Genomic DNA, 23,716 nt, shown 5'->3' on the forward strand with positions numbered 1-23,716 from the left:
ATCTAATAAATAATTATATTTGGAAAACGAAAATATCAATTATAAAAAAAATGAGAAGAAACCTTACTGTTTTATTTGCCTTATTATCCATAAGTTTCGCCTTCGGACAAGGAAAATACGGCAAGTATCTGAATTCTAAAAAGCTTGCTTTAGCTTATAAAAGTGTGAAAGATGCTGATAAAGATGATTACTATCAACAATTTTACTGGTTGGTAAAAGCAGAACAGCTTAAAACCTATCCCCATTTAAAAGATATAAAACCTGTTGTTTTATATGAATTTGTAAAATATGTAAATCCCCAGAATCCTACGAAAAAGCTTGATGACAGGGGCAAGGAATTGAGGGCAACTGCAGAATTATCTTTAAATCAATATTTTAAAAATAAAAAATTTGAAAACAATTCTGTTCTGATGTACAATCTGGAAACTTATGTTGACCCTTCAAAAGGACAATATTACACTAAAGTGGATCCTGAGAAAATCAAGGAACTGGTTCCAAAAGAATTGTTTGCTTTCAACTCATTCAACAGAAACATGGGGGAAGAGAAAACATACTATCTGTGGATCGATAAGAAAAAAGATGATTTGAATATCGTAGACATCATCCCTAGTGAAAAAGACGACAAATCATTTTATACAAGATTGAGACAATATCTTCCTGGTTATAAATTTTCCAAGTATGTACCTTCTGTAAAAAAAGGGAACAAATCTGATAAAACAGACCTTGATTACTATTATATCATGCCATTTGAGCAGAATACAGACAATATTGAATACAAAACCAAGGATTTCAAAACATTTACATTAAGCCAGTACAAAAAAGCCGGTGATGAATGGAAAGGAGTAGAAAAACCAAGAAAATAAATCAAAAAGTCCTGTGATATTTCGCAGGACTTTTTTAATTTTATATGGATTTCTTTATCTAAAGATTGAAATAGCTTAAAGCAAGCCTTTTCTCCACATAAAATAAGTCCGGGAATTGTAAAGATCCCGGTCTGTACAACATGACAGATACTAACTCACAACAGACGTCCGTAAAGAAAATTCTTCCCTTGATTCTGGCTACCGCTATTTTTATGCAAATGCTGGACTCCACCATCCTGAATACTTCGTTACCCTCCATTGCCAAGGACCTTCACGAATCACCGCTTAATATGCAGAATGCGATTATCAGCTATGTACTGACACTAGCCGTTTTTATGCCTGCCAGTGGTTTTCTGGCAGACCGTTTCGGAACAAAAAAGGTATTTATTGTTTCACTGATACTTTTCAGTCTGGGTTCTTTATTCTGTTCATTATCTCAAAACCTCACCCATCTCGTTATTTCAAGGGTTATTCAGGGAGTCGGCGGAAGCCTGATGACCCCGGTCGGAAAACTGGCCCTGATAAAAACCTTTGACAAAAGTGAGCTGCTAAAGGCGATGAACTTCGCCATTATTCCTGCTCTTATCGGACCGGTACTTGGCCCCTTAGTCGGTGGATATATGGTAGATTATCTTTCGTGGCACTGGATATTCCTGATCAATATTCCTATTGGATTTCTGGGAATTGTTTTAGGTCTAAAATTTATGCCCAATTATAAATCCGATGATGTAGATTTTGATCTAAAAGGGTTTTTGATTTTTGCTGCCGCCTCTCTTCTGCTCTCAATTTCGCTGGAACTGTTCGGAGACATGCAGAATATTACACCGGTTCTTGTGGTATTTATCCTCGGATTCCTCTTTCTCTATTATTATTATAAGCATGCAAAAAGAGGAGGCCATCCTATTTTTCCTTTGGACCTGTTTCAGGTAAGAACTTTCCGGGTAGGAATTGTGGGAAACCTGGCGACAAGATTAGGGATCAGTTCCGTCCCGTTACTTCTTCCCCTGATGATTCAGATTGCGTATAAACAATCTGCAGTAACTTCGGGCTGGATTATTGCACCGATGGCTTTAACGGCTATTTTCGGGAAATCATCCGTTATTAAAATTCTTGATAAATACGGATATCGTCAGACGTTAATGATGAATACATTTATTATCGGAACCCTAATTTGTCTGCTTGCCATTCCTGATATTCATACCTCTTTATATTGGTTTGTACCTATTATTGCCGTCTTAGGATTTTTCAACTCTATTCAGTTTACTTCCATGAATACCATTTCTATTGCTGACCTGCGCAATTTTCAGACCAGTAGCGGTAATTCTCTGATATCGGTAAATCAGCAGCTGGCTATCGGTTTCGGGATTGCGTTCGGGCTTATTGTTTTAAAATTATTTGAAAGCACAGACCTCATCGAAGGAGAAATCCACAATGCCTTCCGGTATACGTTTCTTACGGTAGGAATATTAACGATTTTATCAGGATTTGTTTTCAGAAGACTTCATATTTCAGATGGAAAGAACATGAAATCCAAAGATGATTAACTTTCAGAAAAGAAATTGTAACCTGTAATTTTTCTTTTCCTTTTTCATTATTTCGGGTGTCTGCGAACTTATCACAGATCAATGCCTTTGCCATATAAGGATGCTACCTTTGTATATATAAAATCAACAATATTATGGCAACTAAAAAAGTAGAAATCGTAGTATCTCCAAGACCTGCGCATTTTGTAGGCGACGGTTTTAGAGTTCATAATTTTATTCCGGGCGTACACGGTTTAGATATGAAAAGAATGGATCCGTTTATTATGCTGGATTATAATTCAAAATTTCATTTCAATGGTTCAGACAGACCCAGAGGAGTGGGAGTTCATCCGCACAGAGGTTTTGAAACGGTCACCATTGCGTACAGCGGAAAAGTAGAACATCATGACAGTGCGGGCGGAGGCGGCATCATCGGAGAAGGAGATGTACAATGGATGACCGCAGCAAAGGGTATTCTTCACAAAGAATACCATGAAACAGAATGGGCAAAGAACGGTGGAATTTTCCAAATGGTCCAACTTTGGGTCAATCTTCCGGCAAAAGATAAAATGAGCAGTCCGAAATACCAGGCTATTGAAAACTCCAAAATGGAGAAAGTAGACCTGAACGATAACGGATTCATAGAAATTATTGCAGGTGAATATGAAGGGCATAAAGGTCCGGCAACCACATTCACTCCTGTCCATATGATGAACGCAAAACTTAAAGCCGGAGGAAAAGCAACATTTAACTTCCCTGCTCATTTCAACACAGCGGCTTTGGTGATCGAGGGAAATATCGTGATCAACGGTGAAGAACATGTAAAAGCAGATCACTTTGCTTTGTTTAAAAATGAAGGAGAAACTTTCACCATTGAAGCAAATGAAGATTCGGTGATTTTAATCATCAGTGGTGAGCCGATTAATGAACCCATTTATCCTCACGGCCCTTTTGTCATGAATTCGAGAGAGGAGATTATGCAGGCTTTTGAAGATTTCAACACCGGAAAATTCGGTTATCTGGAAGATTAGTAAAATTAAATTTATCTTAATCTTTGGTTATTCCTTTTTTATTAACTTTATATTTAATTATGTTGAATAAAGATTAATACCAATGGTAAACCTTATAGATTTTCAAACCTATGAGGTTTATTACTCAGTAACTTTATTCTGACGTATCATAAACAAACCTAACAGGTTTCAGAAACCTGTTAGGTTTAATTTTCGGTTATACAACCTGAAGTGACTTACCTTTTATTAAAAAATTATGAAACAAGACTTTGAAAATATACCTCTGGTAAAAGCAGATAAAAGATTTGAAATAGAATTCAACGGCCATTATGCCTTTATCGACTATCGTGAAACAACTCACCAGATTGCTTTGATCCATACAGAAGCTGAACCCGAACTGGCAGGAACGGGAGCTGCGGCTGCGGTGGTTGAAAAAACCTTACATTATATTGAAGAAAGTGGCAAAAAACTATTACCATTCTGCCCATATGTTTTTGCATTTATCAAAAAACATCCTGAGTGGAAACGTATTGTTGACGAAAAGTTTGAGGGATACGATAAACTTTAAGTTTCAGCCCTACTCAATTTAAATAAACACTTAAAAAAACGTACTACATTATTATGTCAAATATTGGACTTATCATCGAAGAAAAAGCAGCAGATATAGGAAACTTTCTGGTAGGAAGACTTCTTCCTTTCCGTGAAAAAAGAGCTGTGGGACCTTTTGTATTCATTGATCATATGGGCCCCTCTGAACTAAAGGATTATCAGAACCTTGACGTTCCTCCGCATCCTCACATCGGATTATCTACGTTAACGTATTTACTTGAAGGATCTATTTTTCACAGAGACAGTATCGGAAGCGCTATTGAAATAAAACCCGGCGCTGTCAACTGGATGACGGCCGGAAAAGGAGTTGTACATTCAGAAAGAACCCCTGAATATCTCAGACACAGTGATAAGAGGCTTCACGGATTTCAGATCTGGGTAGGATTACCTAAACATCTTGAGCAGTCTGAGCCTACTTTTAGCCATATTGAAGCTGACGATATTCCGGTTTGGGAAGAAGATGGAATTCAGTATAAATTAATTGCCGGTGAGGCATTCGGAAAAAAATCTCCGGTTCCTGTTCATAGTAAATTATTCTTCCTTGAAATCAAAACAAAGGAACCGAAAAAAATAAGCATCGGAAAAGACCTTTATGGTGAAGCAGCCATGTATGTTCTGGACGGAACGGTAAGCACTGAAGGAAATTCCTATGGTTCAAAACAATTAATGATTGCCAAAGACACAAAGCTTTGTGAATTTGACATGAGTGAAAATGGTACGGTCTATCTTTTCGGTGGTGAGCCGTTTGATGAGGAACGTTTTATATTCTGGAATTTTGTCAATTCTGACAAAGAAATCATTGATCAGGCAAAGGTAAACTGGAATGATCAGAACCATGATGCGTTCCCTCTGGTTCCCGGTGATGATCAGGAATATGTACCTCTTCCCAAAGCAATTTTAAACAGAAAATAAATTCGATCCGAAACCATGAAAATAGTAGCCTTTGCCGGAAGTTCTTCTTCTACTTCGATCAATCGTGAGCTGGTAAAATTTGTACTGAAAGATTTTCAGAATGAAGAAATCAATCTGCTTGACCTTAATGATTTCACCATGCCGGTTTTCTCTGTAGATCTTGAAAAGAAAGGATTTCCGGATGAAGCACATCGGTTTTTAAAAGCCATTGAAGAATCGGACGTGATTATCTGCTCGCTTGCGGAACACAACAGATCATACAGTGCTGCTTTTAAAAATGTTTTCGATTGGGCTTCAAGAATTAATGTAAAGCTTTTTCAAAACAAACCCATGCTCCTGATGAGTACTTCTCCGGGTGGCTATGGCGGCGGCAATGTAATGAACACAGCGAAAACATTTTTCCCGCAGTTTGCAGCAGATATTAAGGATACCTTTTCACTTCCGAAGTTCTATGAAAATTTTGACCTTGAAAGTGGGGTTATTAATCCGGAAATGCTTGCTGACCTTAAAACTAAAATAGAAAACTTTAAAAACCAGGTATTATCCCATGACTAAAGGAAGACTGGAGGCTTTCAGCGATGGTGTTCTGGCAATCATTATTACCATCATGGTCCTTGAGCTCAAGGTACCGGAAGGAAGCAGCTGGTCCAGTCTTAAACCTATATTGCCTAAATTTCTGGCTTATATTTTTAGTTTTATTTATGTAGGAATTTACTGGAATAATCATCATCATTTATTTCAAACGGTAAAAAAGGTGAATGGCAGTATTCTTTGGGCCAACCTGCATCTGCTGTTCTGGCTATCCCTTATGCCTATTGCCACAGAATGGATCGGAACGACCGGTTTTGCCAAAAATCCTGTTGCTGCGTATGGTATCGGACTGATTATGTCGGCCATCGCATATACGGTCCTGGAATATGTCATTATGCGATGTGAGGGAGAAGAATCAAAGCTCAAACAAGCAATACATTCTACATTTAAAGAATATATATCGATTATTTTTTATGTCCTGGGCATCGGTACTTCATTTTTTTATCCTTATATTGCCATAGGTTTTTATTATATCGTGGCTCTTATATGGCTGATTCCGGACAGAAGAATCGAAAAATCATTAAAAGAAAATTGATATGGAAACACATGAATATCCTAACGGTGATATCACAGTAATCTGGCAGCCCAAAAAGTGTATTCACTCTGCTATATGCGTAAAAACTCTTCCCAACGTCTACAATCCTAAAGACAGGCCTTGGATAAAAGCAGAAAATGCAACTCCCGAAGAGCTTAAAAAGCAGATAGATCTATGCCCATCAGGAGCATTAAGTTATAAATTCAATACTAAACAATAATGGCGGTAACGGTAAAAGCAAGCTTAGGAAAAACAAAATATTATACAGAGGTAACAGCTGGTGACAATACAATCATCACAGACGAGCCTATTGATAAAGGCGGTCAAAACAAAGGCTTTAATCCCTTGGAAATTCTCGCTACCTCTCTGGCAAGTTGTACAGCAGCAACATTGAGAATGTATATTGAAAGAAAGGAGTGGGATGTGGAAAATATTAATGTAGAGGTAGAACTCGAAAATTTTCCGCTGACCAAACGAGCCATCTTCAGAAGAGATATCAGCTTCGAAGGTATTCTGGATGAAGAGCAGTTGAAAAGACTGCATACCATTGCTGACGCCTGCCCTGTTCATAAAATATTAACTAACGACATAGAAATACTAACAAAATTCTCATAACATGATCGAAGTAAAACAAAACAACGACGAAAAACACGGAAGTTTTGAAGCTTTCATAGATGGAAGACGCGCAGGAATGATGACCTACACCTGGGCCGGAGAAGAAAGATTTATCATCGACCACACTGAAGTGGAAGAAGCTTACAACGGAAAAGGTGTAGGCAAGGAAATGCTTTTGGCTGCTGTAGATTTTGCCCGAAAGAATGGAAAAAAAATCATTCCTCTTTGTCCTTTTGCGAAGGCAAGTTTCCAAAAAAGTCCTGAACTTCAGGATGTTTTAGTGAATTAGTCACTGTTTTCACCCTACAATAAAACCCTTTCATAGTACATCTACGAAAGGGTTTTATTTTTACTCACAAATACTTCGACAATGTTTGTTTTGTGTACCTGCTTCCTATTTACTGTTTCAAATAATTGATAATGCCTATCACATCATCTTCGCCAAATCCTGCATCATGAGCAGCCTGGTACGTTTCGCTTAAGGTTTTTGACAAAGGATAATCGGCTCCTGCATTTTTGGCCAGAAGAATATCTTTCAGCATGAGGTCCAGGGCAAATGAAGGCTCATAATCATCACTAAGTAACAATGGCGTTTTTACCTTGGTGGCACCGCTTCCACTTGCACTTTCATTAATAATTTCCAGCATATCTTTTCGTTCGATCCCTAATTTGTCTGAAAATAAGATCGTTTCAGCAAGCCCCTGATATAATGCGGAAATAAAATAATTCACAGATAATTTTGCGACAATACCTTTCCCGTTTTCGCCCAGATGCTTAACTGCTTTTCCCAGTTTTTGTAAATAAGGTTCGGCCCGTAAAACATCTCTTTCATCTCCTCCGGCCATAATAATTAATGTTCCTTCAGCTGCCGGTTTGGTGCTTCCGGCTACAGGAGCATCAATAAAGCCGGCTTCTTTTATTTTAACTGCTGAAGCGATATCTTTACTGATTTCAGGAGAAACGGTACTCATGTCTATTAACAGTTTACCACGAATATCCACAGAAAGAATTTCTTCGTACACTGCTCGTACTGCCGCGTCATTGGTTAACATTGTAAAAATAATATCAGAATTTCCCACCAGTTCCCAAACACTTGTATACACTATCGACCGATTTTTAAATGCCTCAGCCTTTTCAGCAGTTCTGTTATAAACACCCAGGGAAAAACCGGCCTTTTCCAAGTTCTTAGCCATGGGATGTCCCATACTTCCCAACCCTATAAATCCTAATTTTTCTGTCTCCATTTTTAAAATTTAATTTATTTATTACTGAAATAAACCCTATAAATTTAAAAAAATAAATTATCAAATTATATATTTGCTAAAATTTAAAAATTAAGAATGAATCCAGGAACTATCCTTTTGCTATTTGTCTTTGTCTATTTTGTAGGTCTTTTGGTAATCTCTTATTTTACAAGCCGAAATTCCGACAATCAGTCATTCTTTATCGGAAACAAAAAAAGTAAATGGTGGCTTGTAGCATTTGGAATGATAGGAACCAGCTTAAGTGGCGTCACTTTTATTTCAGTACCCGGAACGGTCGGCAAGATGACCGGTTCAGAATACATTTACGGAGGTTTTGAGTATTACATGATGGTAATCGGCTTTTTCATCGGTTATTTTATCGTGGCAGCGATATTACTTCCTCTGTATTACAAGATGAATCTGACTTCCATTTATACCTATCTGGGAAAGAGATTTAATGTGGAAGCTCATAAAATCGGTTCTATATTCTTTATTATTTCAAGGGCAATCGGCGCTACAGCGAGATTATACCTGGTTGTCAATGTATTACAGATTTTCCTGCTTGAAGGTTTGGGAGTTCCTTTTTGGGCAACGTCCCTTGTGCTTTTGCTGATGGTTCTTCTCTATACGTTTGAAGGTGGTGTAAAGACGATTGTCATTACAGATACTCTGCAGACGTCTTTTATGATTATCAGTCTTGTGGGATGTATCATTTATATTCTGTCTAATCTTAACTTATCTTTTGGCGAAGCGTACACCATTTTAGAACAGAAAAACTATACTCACTTTATTAATTTCGATCCTAATTCGAAAACATTTTTCCTCAAAACCATATTAGGCGGAATTTTTATCACCATTTCTATGACCGGGCTGGACCAGGAAATGATGCAGAAAAATATTTCTGTAGATAATCTTAAAAATTCAAAAAAGAACATGCTGACCTTTGCAGGAACTCTTCTTATTGTGAATCTTGCTTTCCTATTTTTAGGAGGATTGCTTTACCTTTTTGCCTTACAGCACGGAGCTGATTACGGAACGATCAATGGAGATACGGTGACGAATATCTTCGGATTTAAAGATGCTTCGGGAAACATAAAAAACATTATGGGAGACGACCTCTTCCCTGCCCTTTCCCTTCAAGGCTATTTTCCAATGGCTATTTCAGTCATCTTCATTATCGGGTTGATTTCCGCATTGTTTCCTTCTGCAGATGGTGCACTGACAGCTGTTACAAGCTCATACTGTGTAGATTTGCTAAACCTCAATGAAGACAAAACCAAAACTGAAAAAGAAAAGAAACGCCTTCGTATGAAAGTACATTTAACTTTTACCGTAGTCTTCTTTATTCTGATTATGGTTTTCAAAGCATTAAATGATAAATCAATTGTCTATCTGATCATGGAAATTGCCGGCTATACATATGGTCCGCTGCTGGGTCTTTTTGCTTTCGGGATTTTCACCAAATTCAAAATTTCAAAAAAGTATTCTATTCTGATGGTCACTATTTTAGCTCCGGTTGTCACTTACCTGATTAATTTTACCGTGACAGCCTACACAGATTATCGTATCGGGGTAGAATTGATCATCCTGAACGGGTTATTGACGTTCTTCGGATTATGGCTGGTAAAAGACAAACAATACTTAAAGGTTGTCTAACCGCTCATAAGCTTTAGCATAAAATTTAAAAGGCTGTTTTCATTGGTTGAAAACAGCCTTTTTTATCAAGTGATGATTTTAGATCATGTTTATTCTTTGATCCATTTTACCGTTTTATCAATGTTTTTTGATTTGATTTTAACCATATAATCGCCATTGATTAAGTCGGCTAAGTTGAATGTTCCGGTTTTATCATGGGCCGGTTTATTATCCTGCCTGCTGAACACTAATCTTCCACTCACATCATATACAGCAATATCGTACACCTCATTTGACTGGGCAAATCTGATATTCAAAATTCCTTTGCTTGGATTAGGATATACTACAAATACATCTTTATTTCCGTTTACTTCGCTTACGGCTAATGATGCTCTGTTGATGGTAAAATTAACAGGGTTAATATTAAAAAATACATTTCCTTCTCCTGCCACCATGATTCTGGCTTGTGTAGTGCTTATATCCGGGATCGTAACTGCCTCAGAGCCATCATTGGGTGTGGAAGCCACAAGGATTGTAGGGTAAGTAAGGCCACCATCTGTTGAAAGCAGAATACTTACATTAGCACAGCTGACAGGGGCTGCAGTTGTGTTGGCTACGTCCCATGTTATGGTTTGAGAAGAATTCCCTGCCCATGCTACCGCAGAAGCAGGAGCAGTTACTTTAAATGGGCCTGAAGCCCCGTCTACAGTAATAATGGCGTCATCGTTTGCAACACCGGCACACCCGGGATTATTATCTCTGACCGTTAGTCTGAATTCCATATTTCTTGCGTAGGATGGCAGAATCTCACCTTTAGAGGTTGTGTTATTGATGATATCAGACAGTTTAGGGAAATATCTGTAGGGTACAGTGACAGGCATGAATGATCTGAATATTGCTGCATTTCCTGTAGCAACATTCCAGTTTCCTGCAGGGCCATTATCGTTTTGTTCCCAGCAATACGTAAGCGCATTGTTTTCAGCATCTGTTGCAGAACCTGTCAACTTAAACGGTGTGCTTTTAGGGATGGTATAATTATTTCCTGCATTCACCACAGGAGCGGTATTGGCCACAGGATTAGTTACATAACATGATGCAGACTGAACTGCACTCGTGATAGACTGAAATGAACGGGTATGAAAAATAGGAATACTGTTAGCAGCCAAATTATTTGTAGCTCCGCAAATCCCGGCATAAGCCATAATGGTAATCCCGCTACCAGGTTCTACAGCATTAGAGTTGCTTCGATTGCCACCGCCACAACTTCCTGTTGTTGCATTAAAAGTATGGGGTCCCCAAAACTGATGTCCTACTTCATGAGCTACATAATCAATATCATAAGGATCACCTACAGGATTAGGTGAACCGGTAATTCCACTTGCTTTATACTGTGGGTCACATATACCGTAACTGGCTAATCCGCCACCGCCTGTACTAAATGTATGTCCGATGTCATAATTTGCCGTTCCTATGATAGCATCAATCTGAGCCTGGCTTTCATCAATTAATGTATAGGCATCATTATTCCCATTAAAAGGATCTGTATTAGGATTTGTAAAAATAATGCTCGTTTCATTGGGTATTAAAACCAACCTTACAGCGACTTCCTGCTCATACACTCCATTTACTCTGTTTACAGTGGTTACAATAGCTGATAAGGTCTGAGCCACAGTGGGTGAAGCTGATCCTGTCGCTGCAATTGCATATTCGCCGGTACAAGCTATGGCAAAACGAAAAACTCTAATTTGAGTTCCTACGCTTGGGGTAACGGACTTTAGTACGTTTTTTTTTTGTAATAGAGCATCTTCATCCTTTGTTCCGCAGACTCTCTGGCTTTTGTCCGTTACATCACTTTTCTTATAGATAACATAATTGCTGTTATCTGTTTTGGAATAGGGATCAATATAATTATCTCCTGATACCACCGATTTTATCTGAGCATGAAAACCCAGTTCTGTAAAATCCAGTTTTATCGTAGCATAAGGGTCATCAACGCCTTGCCCGGTCAATGTAATTATTTGAGGAAATTTCGCTGCGAGTTCCGGAGCCATTACGGAGGATTTCCAAATCTTAAATTTTGCTTTTGTACCATCAGGCATTGGCAGAATGATAATGGGAGCATTATTTTTAAGCTGATCATCCCTTAATTCGGGAACTGAGGCAAAGTAGCTTTTCATGGCCGCAACATCCAATTGGTAAGTAAGGAACTTCTCAGGTTGCACGGTTCTGTTTTTAGAGTCTGTTTTAATGGACCTTTCATTGATAGGTGTAAAAAAATCCTGTGCTTTCCCAAAGGAAATGGATATTATCAATATACCAAGGTAAAACAATTGTTTAATTTTCATAAATATGAGATTTAAGTTATTAATAAATATATAAAAAAATAACAAAACCTATCAATCATATAAATTATTAATTAAAATAATTAACAAATCCTCAGTCAGAGCCTTAAATAACCTGCTCTCCTTTCAATGCTGCGCTTTTTCAGTATCTTTGCAGGCAATAACAATAACTCAGAAAAAACTATGAAGAAAATTATTTCGCTATGTATGCTTGTAATGGCTTTCAGTTACATGAGCGCGCAGGAAAATTTTGAAATCTCCACTTTACGAATAGGGCCATACAAAATCTTTATGGAAAAAAGTGAGGCCGAAAAGATTGCAGGCACTTCACTGAAAGTTTCCGATGGAGAAAAAAAGAATATGGTAAAATACAATGGAGAGATCATCAATATTCAGCTTTACGAAGGCTATGGAGGCAATGCTTCACCTGAAGCCGTTACCATTACAGGTTTGACGACCACGAGTAAAAAATTTAAAACAAAAAGCGGAATGGGAGTAGGAAGTACCAGAGATGACCTGATCAATGCTTACAGGAATCAGTCTACTTTCAGTGTACGCCCTGACGTGGATGATAATGGTAAGCGTATCAAAGATGCGGGATATTTTAATATTGAGGACTATGATGCGGGAACCCAATTAACTTTTAAATTCGTCAATAATACTGTTACTGAAATCACAGTTTACATCAACGAAGGCTGTTAAAAGCTTCTCAACATGTCGATATATCATAATCCGGGTTTTTCAGATCCGGATTTTGCATTTCCGTAAGCCGTCAAAAAATTGTAGATTTGTGTGCAAATAAATCAGATATAATGAGTAAAAGTATCGAAGAGTTAAAATCTCTTACTACGCAGATCAGAAGAGACATTTTAAGAATGGTTCATGCGGTTAATTCAGGACACCCGGGTGGAAGTTTAGGTTGTACAGAATTCTTCACAGCCCTTTATGGAAAGGTGATGAACTATCATCTTCCTTTTACCATGGAGGGAAAAAATGAGGATCATTTTTATTTGTCAAACGGGCACATTTCACCAGTATTCTACTCTACTTTGGCTAGATTCGGTTTCTTCCCGGTAGATGAATTGAGAACTTTCAGAAAGCTGGATTCAAGGTTACAGGGTCACCCGACTACTCACGAAGGTCTTCCGGGAATCAGAATTGCTTCAGGTTCACTTGGGCAGGGACTTTCAGTTGCTTTAGGGGTAGCTCAGGGTAAAAAGCTGGACGGAGATCAATCTCTTGTGTACTCTCTTCACGGAGACGGAGAACTTCAGGAAGGTCAGGTTTGGGAAGCTTTGATGTATGCTGCTGCTAAAAAAGTAGATAATATCATTTCAACAATTGACTATAACGGACGTCAGATCGACGGTGATACGGATGATGTATTAAGCTTAGGAAATCTTCATGCTAAACTGGAAGCATTCGGATGGATCGTTTTAGAAGAGAAAAACGGTAATGATCTTGAGGCTGTAATTGCTATTTTAGAAAGAGCAAAAGCTGAAACGGGAAAAGGGAAACCGGTAGCGATTATGCTTCATACAGAAATGGGTTACGGAGTAGATTATATGATGGGATCTCATGCGTGGCATGGTAAAGCACCTAATGATGAGCAGCTGGATCTCGCTTTCAAACAATTGTATTTAGAAGCTCCTGCCGATTACTAATATCTTTAAAAAATCAGGTATCAAATTTTCATGAAAAAATTCATTTTAATCTGCTTACTTACAAGTTTTATTCCAGGTATTGCCCAGGAAAAGAAGATTTCTTTTGCGAAGGAATTTACCTATAAGATGGAGGGAAATAACCCTGCCAATTCTTCCGTGAAAATGTATGTAAGCAATAACAATGATTTTTTCACCAATATTACCTTCAAAGATGTTCCGATGTATCTCTTTACCGATGCATTGGCAACGAGTCCGGTAAGTCTGGAATTGAATAACCGCCTTAACGGTGCAGGAACCGGGAATTTCTTATGGGATTCTATGATGTCTAATTCAGCCTACGAGGCCCCGGAAGAAGAATATGCTTTTGAATCTAAAAAACTGAACACCCAGGAAACGATATTAGGTATTCCGTGTAAACATTATCTGATTAACTTCAAGTCTAAAAAACAGAATTTCACCCGTGAAGATGGGTCCCTTAAAGTATGTATTGATGAAACTTCTCCTTATGACAGTTTTACTGTTTTCAACGGATTGGTGAAACAATATCTTAAAATACCTAAACTGGAAAAATCCGGTTTGAAAGGATTTATTCTGAAGCTGGCACCTGAAAAAGATTATGACAAGGAGTATTTAGTAATGAAATCGATAACAGATTCTAAGGATATTGTGTATATCGATCATAAAAAAATCATTACTGACCGACAGCGAAAGCGTGATTCTCTTACACTTGCTTATCAGAAGCAAATGGATGAGTACAATAATATGACCGCTGACTCAGCAGTTGTAGCTGCCGATTCTGCTGCCGTAGAATTTGAAGAGTACGCATTTGTCACAGATTATGTTTCTGATTACAAAAAAAATATCCAACCTGATGGTGATCTAGCGATTCATACTATACACAATGACAAACTTTGGAAAGGATTACCCAAGCATTGTACGAATTTTGAAAAGAGTATTCCGCAGTTCAACAACAAAGAGCTAAAGGAACATTTGAAAAATTATACGGGGCAGATGTGTGATATGTATCTTTCACAGTTTGAGCCTCATTCTGTGGGAATCAAAAGTACATTGGATGAAATACGACGGGAGATTTTATATCTCAACGAAATTCAGGGAAAACTTGAAGCTGATGATCAAAAGAAATTAAACAATTATTTAAACAATCTCGATTAATAAAAATAAAAATGAAATATACATATACAGAAAAAAAGGACACTCGTTCAGGATTCGGAGCCGGATTAGCAGAACTTGCTGACAAAAACCCTAATGTTGTCGCTCTATGTGCCGACCTTATCGGTTCTTTAAAAATGGAAAAATTCATTGAAAAGGCACCGGAAAGATTCTTTCAGGTAGGTATTGCAGAAGCCAATATGATTGGACTTGCTGCTGGTCTTAGTATTACAGGAAAAATTCCTTTTACGGGAACTTTTGCCAACTTCTCTACTTCCAGAGTATACGACCAGATCCGTCAGTCTGTTGCGTATTCAGGAAAGAATGTAAAAATCTGTGCTTCTCACGCCGGACTTACGTTGGGGGAAGACGGTGCTACCCACCAGGTTCTGGAAGACATCGGTATGATGAAAATGCTTCCGGGAATGACGGTAATCAATCCTTGTGACTACAACCAGACTAAAGCTGCAACGATTGCAATTGCTGACTTTGAAGGGCCTGTATATTTAAGATTCGGAAGACCGACTGTACCTGTATTCATGCCTGAAGATATGCCTTTCGAAATCGGAAAAGGAATTATGCTGCAGGAAGGAACTGATGTAACGATTGTGGCAACAGGGCACCTTGTATGGGAATCTCTTGTAGCTGCTGATGAGCTTGAAAAAGAAGGAATCTCTTGTGAGGTGATCAATATCCATACGATCAAACCTTTAGATGAAGAAATCATTTTAAAATCTGTTGAAAAAACCGGTAAAATTGTAACTGCTGAAGAGCACAACTACTTAGGTGGTTTAGGTGAATCTGTAGCGGGAATGCTTGCCAGAAAAAGACCTACAAGACAAGAGTTCGTAGCGGTAAATGATACTTTCGGAGAGTCTGCAACACCTGCAGAATTGATGAAAAAGTATAAAATTGACGCTGCTGCAGTGAAAGAAGCTGTAAAGAGAATTTTAGCTTAATACAGGCTTATAGTATACTAACAGTCCCGGGGTTTCTTCGAAACCGCCCGGGACTTATTTTTTAATGCATTTATTGTTCAGATTGCGGTACCGGAATTCCTACAGCTCTCAATATAGGATGAAATATATGTACGATATATTCTTCTTCTCTTTTCCGTGATGCTTTGGAGTCTGAAAAATAATTACTGATTTTATAATTTTTCACAAACTGGTTTCTTCGTTTTCCGATTGCGTAATATCCTCCTCCGTTGTCATCTTTAATAAAATAGGTCATTTCATCGAAATTCATGATCTTTTTAGAAATGTATAATTTTCTGTAGATACATTTCTCTGATTTATCAAAAATATAGGTAACGGGAATTCTAAAAATAAGGTCATAAAGGAAATAAGCCATATAGACACCCCATGGTATCAAAGTCACGATAAAATGATCTCCCCATTGTCCTGCATAATAGAGGCAAATCCCCACAAATGCAAGCACGCCCAATGCCAGCCACCATACCAGCGTACGAATAAAGCTATAATTAGGCATCAGCCGGATCTCACTTCCGTTTTCTTCGAATCTATAGCGGTCTATGACGTTCATTACCTTGCTGATTACTGTTCATGATATCTTCAGTTTCATTTACCATTTTCTGTATCCCTTTTTTGGTAAGAGACTGGCCGATAGTAAGCTGTTTATCCTTTCCGTTGATATTAAAATGCATGGACACCATCACATTGGCAGTAATAAACATATATTTCGTAGCAATCACTTCAAAGTTCGTAAAATCCTGTATAGAATAGGTTTGGGCAGGAACAAAAATACTATGTTTACCGGTTACCGTCTGCCGGTCAGGATCAATGACAAATTTTTTAGCAAAGAAGTTGATAATAATGAAAACGACAACCAAAAACATAAGAAGGCTTAAAACCCTTATACTGTTAAAGGTTATTATTCCTACTGCTAAAAAGAAAATAGATACTACAGTCATAAAGACCGGTTGATTTTTAAAGACATATACATTTCCGTCTTTCTTGTAGAATTCAAGTGTATTCATATTAGTTTTTATAATTTGATTTAAAATTTTACAAAAGGTAGTTATTTTTCTTAAAAAGAATAAGCAATTTCACCTGTTATTATCCGACCCTGCAATTTACTTTGAAGCAGGGATAGAAGATTGCTTTGTTAATGTGGCTTATATTAGTACTTTAATGGCCCCAGGCATCCATCCACTGCAAATATTCTGTTCCATATTTGTTATCGTTGAGGCGGGTGATGATATTTTTCATATCCTGCTCTTCAAATTCATAATCTGAGACTGTGAAAATCAGGAAAATGTCTTGTCCGGTAATATTGCTGAAGAAATTTTCATTTTTAAGTTTTTCCAGCACTTCAATACAAGCAGCATAAAGTTTAGCCTGAAAATCAGTAAACCATTCCTCATTTTCCTCATTCTGAGAAAGCTCATCTCTCAGTTGAGAACATATCGCATTAAACGCCTCATCGGCTCCTGATGATTCATAGGTCCATTCTGCAGGTTCATACGTATAATACAGCTTATCGTCTTCATCCAGACCGGCTGTTGCTTTAAGCGTATTAGCAGACGGACAGACGGTCATTGCTCCCTCATCACTGTACAATGCAAAACTATAGATGTTTTCTTCACCATGTTTCTCATATATTTCCAAAAAGGCTTTTTTTGCAGCTGCTTCTATCTGTTCTTTTAAAATCTGAAAATCCATATTTGTTTCTTTTTTAAAATGGGCCGTAAAAATACTTTAATCCTGGCAAATCAGACTATTGTATTTATGAAAGGTGTAGCCAGTTTCATGATTTCAGCTATTTTTCCTGACTTATTTATTATTAAAACGTCTAGAAGAGTAAGAATACACCTGTATCACTTTTCGAAACAATCCAGATATTTTTTTGGAGTGACAGATAGTGGAAGCTATTAAATTTAAAAGAAAAAGATCGAACTTACAGGAAGAAATACGTTCACAGATTATAGGATTATCGTTCGATGGAAAGAAAATAGTCTTGTTAGAAAACAATATTAAAATCCAGACTAAACTGCAGAACGCAGAATAGACAACAAGCTAAATAAGAATCCCGGATATTACAGTGGCAAAAACTTCACAGAGACATAACCCTGACGGCTTCATATTCAGTTCATGTATGAGCTTCTTCAACCACTTTAACAGATAAAAACTGTATAGTCCTATTTAAAAAATTTCCATTTCGGAATGATTGCCAGCATGCCAAATCCTGTAAAAAGGAAAAGATTGGTCACATCGGTATATAAAAAAGTAGACAGGTAATAGTTATGCATAAAGAAATGCAGCACCAGTAATACAGGGAACATAAAGATTCCTGCTTTGCGGTAGAAGAACATCAGGATCAGCCCTATCATCATCAGGAAGTCGATGGAGAAAATAACATAGAAGTACCATCTCGGGATTTCAAGATATTCATGCTGCAAATATTCATCGACATCAATGCCAAGCCCCATTACGGTAAATAACATTAACGCAGCAAAGGCTAATACGAAACCCCATCCTTTCTTCGGATCTTCATCAAAATAGCTGTATTCTTCCATAGGTACAAAAATAAAGAACTTATGAGAGATTTCATAAGTTCTTTTATAATAATTCGTTTAAAATTTGAATTAAATAGAGATCGCGTTGATCAGTCTGTTTTTATCACTTAAGTATTCTTCCATAGAAATCATACTTTCAGTTCTCATTACATCCTGAATGTCATCTATCTGATAAATAATTCTTTTAGCATCTTCTGTATTCTTAGCTCTTACTTTACAGAAAATGTTATATTTTCCGGAAATAACGCTAGCTTCGATTACATTAGGAATAACTGACAATTCTTTCAATACTTCCTGAGTACGGTTTGATTTTGTCAAAAGGATTCCGATAAAAGCTGTAAAGTGATAGTCCAGCTTTCCATAATCGATATTAAGAGATGATCCCAAAATAATACCTGCATCTTCCATCTTTTTCACTCTTACGTGAATTGTTCCAGCAGAAACATCCATCTGCTTTGCAATTTCAGTAAAAGGCATTCTTGTGTTTTCTACTAAGAAATCAAGAATCTTCTTGTCTATTTCGTCCAGTTGATAGTTCATATTAGTTAAATTACAATTTCTTTAAAAAATCTATGTATTTTTTGCAAATTTACGAAAAATAATTTAACTAAAAAAAATATATCAAATATTAACAATAATTAACACAGATGATAAAAATCATTAAAATATTCAAATTATTTAGTATCTGATTTTATAGAATCTGTTTTTATTTCTGTTTTAGCTCCTGCAGGTTTTTTGTCTTTTTTCTTCTTTTTGAATAAAGAATTAAAGCTTTTACTCCACATAACACCCACTCCATAAGCCTGATTAGTAGAACCATTTGTACTGATCATCCCAATATTTGCAGGTTTGGAATATCCACGGATAAGCAACGTTCCGTCATTCTTTTTTGAGAGGTCATATTCAATAGATCCCTCGGTAGAGAGATAATTTGCCTGAGTACCTTCAGTTCTTGATAGTGGAATTCCCAATCCGGTCTTCACATTAATCCTCGGTGATACGGCAACGCTAACTCCGGCATTGGCCCTGTCTCCGATATTCGCATTCTGATCTCCCTTCACATAATTAAGGTCAATCTGGAATTCATTACTCATCGTATTAAGAACCGATCCCAACTGCTTTAAAAGCATATTATAACCGGATGATTCTGCCACATTCCCTACATTTACATCTACTCCACCGGTGTTGGATACGTTGAACGTACTCAACAAGAGCACCGAACCAAACTGGAGTACTTTCTCCCCTTCCTGGCTCATTTTCGCCGCCAGCGTTTCCCTTACCTGGCTGGAAACATCCAGAGCCGTCACATTAAGATCAATTTTAGGATCTACCAACGACTGGCTAATGTGGGCCTGTAACAAAATACTGATCGGTTGAAGCTTACTTAAATTAAGATATTCCCCCACATTGGAAACCATTCTTACATAATTGGCATTAATATCCAAAGCAGGCTTCATGGCATCACCATCCCACCTGATACTACTGTTTCTTTCGATCTGGAAGGTTTTATTAAGGATGGCTTTAGAAACGAATGTACCGTTATCAACTTTATAAGTACCACTCATGGCAATATTTCCCTGTCTGTTCATATGGAATCGTAAAGGATCCGCTGAGCCTTTTACGGTAATATTTCCCACATCATCTCCTACGAGTACGTTCACGGTAGTTCCTTTATCTACAGCCAGATTGAAGTCAATGTTCATATTAGCTCCCGTCTTCTTCTTTTCTTCAAGAGTGACCAAGCCGTCTTTTCCTTCTTTCAGGAATCTCAGCATTTTAAACTCTTCCACATTGGAGGTTGAGCTTGAATTAAAAGTAAAAGTACTTCCATTAAGTGCCCTCATATTGGGTGTAGTTATGCTTAATCCAGACACAGGCCCATCCACATAAAGATCTCCCTGGCCATATACTCTACCCCAGAAAAGGTCGAAATCTTTTTGGGTAGTATTCAGCATAAGCAGGTTGTCAGCCCTCATTACGAGAGAAACCCCCATTGAAGAAAGTGTTTCAAACTGGATAGCCCCTGAGATATTCCCTTTTGAATTGGTCCTTCCGTCATGTACTTCAATATTGTTAAGAATTGCAAGCCCTTTCGTAAGCTGAATTACCGTATCATCAAATGAATAATCTACTCCTGTAAACAAGAGTTTTAATCCAAAATCCTTTAAGGCAATATCCCCGTTATAATCGAGGTTCTTTAATTTTCCGTTAATTTTTAAATCACCTGTCGCTTTTCCTCTCAGATTTCCAAAGATAGACTGCACGAACTGTTGGGTGAAAGATAAATCAAAATCACGCATTTGTGCGGTGAGGTCAATATCCGGAGAAGCGGTATTGTTATTAACCGTACCGGTCACATCAAGACTATTTCCTCCAAGAGCTCCTGCGGAATGTACTTTGATATCGATATCATACACATTCAGTGAGAACCCGTTGGTAGCTGATACAGTAATATCTCCCATATCATTACCGTTCATTTTGATATCGTCGATGGTAAGATCTACCAATGGCTGCAGGGTGCTCTTATCCATTTTGATCTTCACGCTTCCGTTGGCAAGACCTTTAATATCCATGCCATTTCCGCCAGACTGCATCTCCAATAACTTTTCGATGGAAAAATCATGGATATCTGCGTCTAAATAAAAATCTTTGAGCGATTTAAACTGAGCTTCTTTGATGAGTAATGCACTTTCATCAGAATAAATCCTCAGATTTCGGATATCAAAATCCCCGGTTCCCTTCCTGTAGGTGATAGAGTGATTGAGCTCCGGACTTGTATCAATAGCCCAGGTCACTTCATTGAATTTCACCTCTGTCGGTTCAAATTTAAAGACATAATCGCCGGCTGCATCTGTAGACTGATCAACATTGATGGCATATTCTTTAAGCTTTTCATTGATTTCATCGTCAGGACTTCCATGTTTGAAGACGGTAGCAAGGTGAAGCGTATTCCCATTCTCATTGTTTCCTTTAAGCTCAAAATCCTTGATGATATTTTTATTATATTCAAGTCTGTTGATTCTGGCGTATATCTGCTGGCTAAGGTTGGCTGTATTAATCCTCACCTTAACACTGTCTACCATTGCACTGTCCCTGCTTTGATTTTTTCTGTTATTAACGATATAATCAGGGTTGGAAGAAGCTAAGGCCTTATCGGCATCCGTGATTTCCTCTTCTTTGGTCATGATATACTTTAGCGCAGCCGCATCAAGATTCAGAATCAGGTTATTGGAACTCCCATCATACTCACCTTCCACCAGGGCTCCGTTCGGAAGCTTCAGGTCCGGTAAAAAGTAATTGACAAGTCCCTGCTGTACGTTAAAGTTCATCTTAAAGTTTTGATCTCTGTACAGTTTTCTTGGCGGTGGTCCCACCAAAATCCTTCCAACTCCGTTCTCTACCATTCCTACCAGATCACCAAGGTTGTACCGCCCTGAAATCTTTCCTGTCGCAGCACCCGGAGCATCTACATCAATGACACGGCCACCGGCCTCCACAAATGTTTTTAATTTGGCGTTGGGAATCTCATATTTTTGAGTAGCTGTTGCAAAATGCAGGTTATTCGCATTCACATCCAAAGTAAGGTCATTAATAGATGACATCGCCATTTTACCTTCTACCTGCCCGCTTACGACCTGATTACCAGGCTTACCCGTGAAATAATTCATGTTCAGGTAAGTGACATCGGCATTTACATCGGTAGAAATTCTGGATGTACTGAAATCAATCAATCCTTTGATGGTGGCTTTTGCCTGTTCATCATTAACAGTGATGAGTCCGTTGTATTTTTTATGATCTAATAATCCGTCCAGGTAGAGGTTATTAATCACTTTATCCATGATTTCGATACTGCTGATCTGAGATTTGGTGGTCAAGCGCATGGTATTCACATCAAAGCTCTGACCGTTCAGATCAAATTTACCTGAAATAAGACCTACCGATTTGTTTTTTGTGATCACAGAGGTATTCAGATCTTTTACTTCCAGATACCCTGTGTATTTAGGCATAGCTGTACTATAACCTGTCAGAGAAAGTTTAGATATTTTTGCCTGCCCGATGCCTGTCATTAAATTTCCGCTCTCTACATACACCAGCTCAGGAGTAACTCTTGCGGTACCGTTATATTTTAATTTTCCGAAATCATCGGCAAAATTTTTCATTTTAACAGAAATAAAGGAAGGCATCATCGCTTTCAGATCCTTATAGGTAAAATCTGTGGAAAGGTCTCTTGTTTCAATCGCAAAATGTCCTTTCAACAGGTTATCCACTTTCATTGTTTTAGTGGCAATGTTGACATCAGGGTTTCTGATCAGGAAGTTTTCCAGGTGAAATTTATTCAGCGGACCCGTCATCTTACCGGCAATATTAAATGGCTTGATATTATCCCAATTCGTTACAAAATAGCTGATATCATATCCGCTGACCTGGCTGCCCTGCTGGATATTCATGTTCCAGGCTACCTTATCTGCAAAATCTGCCCATGAGCCGTCGTGGAGATTGAATTTAATATCTCCCTGAAGTAAAGTATGGTCTGTATTTAACGTAAGATCTTTAAGTGATAAAAACTGATGCGTCAAAGAAAGCTCTGTTGAAAAAGTATCTACAGTATGTGATTTCCCCCATCTTGAAGTCACAAAAGACATATTATTGATCAGTGCCGAAACATTGGGGCCATTCACCTTTACGTTCGGAGCTTTTAAATTAAATTTAGTTGCGGTCAACCATTTTCCATGTTCGCCTTCGGAGTTTTGGTTTACAATAGAAACTTTAGAATCAATAATCTGTACCCTGGAATTTAACTGAAAAGGGGGTTTTTTCGGATCTCTTTTTTTACCGTTGTCAAAAAGTTCTGTAAATCTGACAAAATTAGCAATACTGTCTCCTTTATAGGTGATCACCTTTATATCAGCATTCACAAGGGTAAGGGAATTAAAACTCAGAGAATTACTATTCCCGGAAATAGCATTTACGGCCAGAGATATCCAGTCTGAATCTGCACGGAATTCACGGGCGGTAATGAAATTGAAACCTTTATAATCTTTAACTTTAAGACCTTTTATGGTAACATCGCCGAAATAATTTACATCAACGCTTTCGGTAGAGAATCCGGCTTTAAAATCCTGGTTTACAATTTTGAGTGCCTGGTCAGCGGCCCATTGTTTGGTTACGGGAAGGTTGATCACAATCAGGACACTTGCCACAAGAAAAAGACCCAGCCAAAAAAGGATCAGCAAAAGTTTCGCCCACCATGAATAGCTGACAACGTCTTTCATTGCCTGTTTCCCAAATTCCTCAGCTGTTTCTACAGGATGATGAATGGCATCTGAAGCGAGCTCAGATGCTTCTTTTACTGTTTCCCGAACCTTTCCCTCTACATTTTCAACAGTTTTCTGTACCTGATCTCCTAAGTTTTCAGCTACCGATTTTTTATTCTCATTCTCGTTATTATTCTCTAACTTTGCCAT

Annotated in this window: 23 protein-coding genes; 15 read left to right on the forward strand and 8 right to left on the reverse strand. The window is 37.9% G+C overall.

Translation table 11 applies throughout. The features are described from left to right. Positions 1-50: 50 nt before the first annotated feature. The 10 genes from M030_RS0112865 to M030_RS0112910 all read left to right on the forward strand — a co-directional run bounded on the left by M030_RS0112865 (position 51) and on the right by M030_RS0112910 (position 6,947). On the forward strand, positions 51-863 hold the full coding sequence (locus M030_RS0112865; RefSeq protein WP_027373881.1) for a hypothetical protein: 813 nt from the start codon (positions 51-53) through the stop codon (positions 861-863). Between the two features lie 140 nt (positions 864-1,003). Beyond that, positions 1,004-2,407, forward strand: coding sequence for an MFS transporter (locus M030_RS0112870; RefSeq protein WP_027373882.1), 1,404 nt, complete (start codon positions 1,004-1,006; stop codon positions 2,405-2,407). A gap of 134 nt (positions 2,408-2,541) precedes the next feature. Then, on the forward strand, positions 2,542-3,417 hold the full coding sequence (locus M030_RS0112875; protein WP_027373883.1) for a pirin family protein: 876 nt from the start codon (positions 2,542-2,544) through the stop codon (positions 3,415-3,417). 235 nt (positions 3,418-3,652) lie between these two features. Further along, positions 3,653-3,964 (forward strand): GNAT family N-acetyltransferase, encoded by a 312-nt coding sequence (locus tag M030_RS0112880; protein ID WP_027373884.1) that lies wholly within the window; start codon positions 3,653-3,655, stop codon positions 3,962-3,964. A 53-nt stretch (positions 3,965-4,017) separates the two neighbouring features. Beyond that, positions 4,018-4,917, forward strand: a complete 900-nt coding sequence (locus M030_RS0112885) for a pirin family protein (protein WP_027373885.1) — start codon at positions 4,018-4,020, stop codon at positions 4,915-4,917. Positions 4,918-4,932: 15 nt separating this feature from the next. Next, complete coding sequence (locus tag M030_RS0112890; RefSeq protein WP_027373886.1) at positions 4,933-5,472, forward strand: NADPH-dependent FMN reductase; 540 nt, start codon at positions 4,933-4,935, stop codon at positions 5,470-5,472. Further along, positions 5,465-6,043 carry a TMEM175 family protein gene (locus M030_RS0112895; protein WP_027373887.1) on the forward strand — a complete coding sequence of 193 codons (579 nt, stop codon included), beginning with the start codon at positions 5,465-5,467 and terminating at the stop codon, positions 6,041-6,043. The genes M030_RS0112890 and M030_RS0112895 overlap by 8 nt, the downstream gene beginning before the upstream one ends. Position 6,044: 1 nt before the next feature. Next, positions 6,045-6,263, forward strand: coding sequence for a (4Fe-4S)-binding protein (locus tag M030_RS0112900; protein WP_027373888.1), 219 nt, complete (start codon positions 6,045-6,047; stop codon positions 6,261-6,263). Beyond that, a complete protein-coding gene (locus tag M030_RS0112905) occupies positions 6,263-6,658 on the forward strand; it encodes an OsmC family protein (RefSeq protein ID WP_027373889.1) in 396 nt (131 codons plus the stop codon). Before M030_RS0112900 ends, M030_RS0112905 begins: the two co-directional genes overlap by 1 nt. Before the next feature lies 1 nt (position 6,659). Continuing rightward, entirely contained in the window at positions 6,660-6,947 is a 288-nt protein-coding gene (locus M030_RS0112910) for a GNAT family N-acetyltransferase (protein WP_194295750.1), read from the forward strand. A gap of 109 nt (positions 6,948-7,056) precedes the next feature. Here the strand turns inward: M030_RS0112910 and M030_RS0112915 are convergent, their stop codons facing one another. Next, positions 7,057-7,902: an NAD(P)-dependent oxidoreductase gene (locus M030_RS0112915; RefSeq protein WP_027373891.1), complete on the reverse strand. Its 846-nt coding sequence runs from the start codon at positions 7,900-7,902 to the stop codon at positions 7,057-7,059. Positions 7,903-7,998: 96 nt separating this feature from the next. Between M030_RS0112915 and M030_RS0112920 the strand changes: the two genes are divergently transcribed. Further along, complete coding sequence (locus tag M030_RS0112920) at positions 7,999-9,558, forward strand: sodium:solute symporter (RefSeq protein WP_027373892.1); 1,560 nt, start codon at positions 7,999-8,001, stop codon at positions 9,556-9,558. 89 nt (positions 9,559-9,647) lie between these two features. Here the strand turns inward: M030_RS0112920 and M030_RS24090 are convergent, their stop codons facing one another. Next, positions 9,648-11,882: a reprolysin-like metallopeptidase gene (locus tag M030_RS24090; RefSeq protein WP_051585044.1), complete on the reverse strand. Its 2,235-nt coding sequence runs from the start codon at positions 11,880-11,882 to the stop codon at positions 9,648-9,650. A 180-nt stretch (positions 11,883-12,062) separates the two neighbouring features. Between M030_RS24090 and M030_RS0112930 the strand changes: the two genes are divergently transcribed. The 4 genes from M030_RS0112930 (at position 12,063) to M030_RS0112945 (ending at position 15,672) form a co-directional block, all read left to right on the forward strand. After that, entirely contained in the window at positions 12,063-12,581 is a 519-nt protein-coding gene (locus M030_RS0112930; protein ID WP_027373893.1) for a hypothetical protein, read from the forward strand. A gap of 86 nt (positions 12,582-12,667) precedes the next feature. Beyond that, the gene (locus M030_RS0112935; protein ID WP_227533161.1) at positions 12,668-13,543 is read left to right on the forward strand and encodes a transketolase; all 876 of its coding nucleotides are present in this window, start codon (positions 12,668-12,670) and stop codon (positions 13,541-13,543) included. Between the two features lie 30 nt (positions 13,544-13,573). Next, positions 13,574-14,716: a hypothetical protein gene (locus M030_RS0112940; RefSeq protein ID WP_027373895.1), complete on the forward strand. Its 1,143-nt coding sequence runs from the start codon at positions 13,574-13,576 to the stop codon at positions 14,714-14,716. A gap of 11 nt (positions 14,717-14,727) precedes the next feature. After that, positions 14,728-15,672: a transketolase family protein gene (locus tag M030_RS0112945; protein ID WP_027373896.1), complete on the forward strand. Its 945-nt coding sequence runs from the start codon at positions 14,728-14,730 to the stop codon at positions 15,670-15,672. A gap of 70 nt (positions 15,673-15,742) precedes the next feature. Here M030_RS0112945 and M030_RS25900 read toward each other — a convergent pair whose 3' ends face one another. The 6 genes from M030_RS25900 to M030_RS0112980 all read right to left on the reverse strand — a co-directional run bounded on the left by M030_RS25900 (position 15,743) and on the right by M030_RS0112980 (position 23,716). Continuing rightward, the gene (locus M030_RS25900) at positions 15,743-16,258 is read right to left on the reverse strand and encodes a hypothetical protein (protein WP_227533162.1); all 516 of its coding nucleotides are present in this window, start codon (positions 16,256-16,258) and stop codon (positions 15,743-15,745) included. Continuing rightward, a complete protein-coding gene (locus tag M030_RS0112955; protein ID WP_051585048.1) occupies positions 16,236-16,712 on the reverse strand; it encodes a hypothetical protein in 477 nt (158 codons plus the stop codon). The genes M030_RS25900 and M030_RS0112955 overlap by 23 nt, the downstream gene beginning before the upstream one ends. Before the next feature lie 151 nt (positions 16,713-16,863). Continuing rightward, a complete protein-coding gene (locus M030_RS0112960) occupies positions 16,864-17,397 on the reverse strand; it encodes a DUF4303 domain-containing protein (RefSeq protein ID WP_027373899.1) in 534 nt (177 codons plus the stop codon). A gap of 476 nt (positions 17,398-17,873) precedes the next feature. Then, positions 17,874-18,251, reverse strand: coding sequence for a hypothetical protein (locus tag M030_RS0112970; RefSeq protein WP_027373901.1), 378 nt, complete (start codon positions 18,249-18,251; stop codon positions 17,874-17,876). Positions 18,252-18,320: 69 nt separating this feature from the next. Then, positions 18,321-18,791 carry an Lrp/AsnC family transcriptional regulator gene (locus tag M030_RS0112975; RefSeq protein ID WP_027373902.1) on the reverse strand — a complete coding sequence of 157 codons (471 nt, stop codon included), beginning with the start codon at positions 18,789-18,791 and terminating at the stop codon, positions 18,321-18,323. 134 nt (positions 18,792-18,925) lie between these two features. Continuing rightward, the gene (locus M030_RS0112980) at positions 18,926-23,716 is read right to left on the reverse strand and encodes a translocation/assembly module TamB domain-containing protein (protein ID WP_027373903.1); all 4,791 of its coding nucleotides are present in this window, start codon (positions 23,714-23,716) and stop codon (positions 18,926-18,928) included.

Origin of the sequence: Chryseobacterium sp. UNC8MFCol (genome assembly GCF_000482305.1) — a bacterium.
Classification (GTDB): domain Bacteria; phylum Bacteroidota; class Bacteroidia; order Flavobacteriales; family Weeksellaceae; genus Chryseobacterium; species Chryseobacterium indologenes.

Bases quoted from the DNA above. Each gene is read 5' to 3' on its own strand.
- M030_RS0112875 (WP_027373883.1), top strand. From the start codon at position 2,542: ATGGCAACTAAAAAAGTAGAAATCGTAGTATCTCCAAGACCTGCGCAT.
- M030_RS25900 (WP_227533162.1), bottom strand. From the start codon at position 16,258: ATGAACGTCATAGACCGCTATAGATTCGAAGAAAACGGAAGTGAGATC.
- M030_RS24090 (WP_051585044.1), bottom strand. From the start codon at position 11,882: ATGAAAATTAAACAATTGTTTTACCTTGGTATATTGATAATATCCATT.
- M030_RS0112955 (WP_051585048.1), bottom strand. From the start codon at position 16,712: ATGAATACACTTGAATTCTACAAGAAAGACGGAAATGTATATGTCTTT.
- M030_RS0112940 (WP_027373895.1), top strand. From the start codon at position 13,574: ATGAAAAAATTCATTTTAATCTGCTTACTTACAAGTTTTATTCCAGGT.
- M030_RS0112975 (WP_027373902.1), bottom strand. From the start codon at position 18,791: ATGAACTATCAACTGGACGAAATAGACAAGAAGATTCTTGATTTCTTA.
- M030_RS0112980 (WP_027373903.1), bottom strand. From the start codon at position 23,716: ATGGCAAAGTTAGAGAATAATAACGAGAATGAGAATAAAAAATCGGTA.
- M030_RS0112930 (WP_027373893.1), top strand. From the start codon at position 12,063: ATGAAGAAAATTATTTCGCTATGTATGCTTGTAATGGCTTTCAGTTAC.
- M030_RS0112960 (WP_027373899.1), bottom strand. From the start codon at position 17,397: ATGGATTTTCAGATTTTAAAAGAACAGATAGAAGCAGCTGCAAAAAAA.
- M030_RS0112865 (WP_027373881.1), top strand. From the start codon at position 51: ATGAGAAGAAACCTTACTGTTTTATTTGCCTTATTATCCATAAGTTTC.
- M030_RS0112870 (WP_027373882.1), top strand. From the start codon at position 1,004: ATGACAGATACTAACTCACAACAGACGTCCGTAAAGAAAATTCTTCCC.
- M030_RS0112915 (WP_027373891.1), bottom strand. From the start codon at position 7,902: ATGGAGACAGAAAAATTAGGATTTATAGGGTTGGGAAGTATGGGACAT.
- M030_RS0112895 (WP_027373887.1), top strand. From the start codon at position 5,465: ATGACTAAAGGAAGACTGGAGGCTTTCAGCGATGGTGTTCTGGCAATC.
- M030_RS0112920 (WP_027373892.1), top strand. From the start codon at position 7,999: ATGAATCCAGGAACTATCCTTTTGCTATTTGTCTTTGTCTATTTTGTA.
- M030_RS0112900 (WP_027373888.1), top strand. From the start codon at position 6,045: ATGGAAACACATGAATATCCTAACGGTGATATCACAGTAATCTGGCAG.
- M030_RS0112970 (WP_027373901.1), bottom strand. From the start codon at position 18,251: ATGGAAGAATACAGCTATTTTGATGAAGATCCGAAGAAAGGATGGGGT.
- M030_RS0112945 (WP_027373896.1), top strand. From the start codon at position 14,728: ATGAAATATACATATACAGAAAAAAAGGACACTCGTTCAGGATTCGGA.
- M030_RS0112905 (WP_027373889.1), top strand. From the start codon at position 6,263: ATGGCGGTAACGGTAAAAGCAAGCTTAGGAAAAACAAAATATTATACA.
- M030_RS0112880 (WP_027373884.1), top strand. From the start codon at position 3,653: ATGAAACAAGACTTTGAAAATATACCTCTGGTAAAAGCAGATAAAAGA.
- M030_RS0112885 (WP_027373885.1), top strand. From the start codon at position 4,018: ATGTCAAATATTGGACTTATCATCGAAGAAAAAGCAGCAGATATAGGA.
- M030_RS0112890 (WP_027373886.1), top strand. From the start codon at position 4,933: ATGAAAATAGTAGCCTTTGCCGGAAGTTCTTCTTCTACTTCGATCAAT.
- M030_RS0112910 (WP_194295750.1), top strand. From the start codon at position 6,660: ATGATCGAAGTAAAACAAAACAACGACGAAAAACACGGAAGTTTTGAA.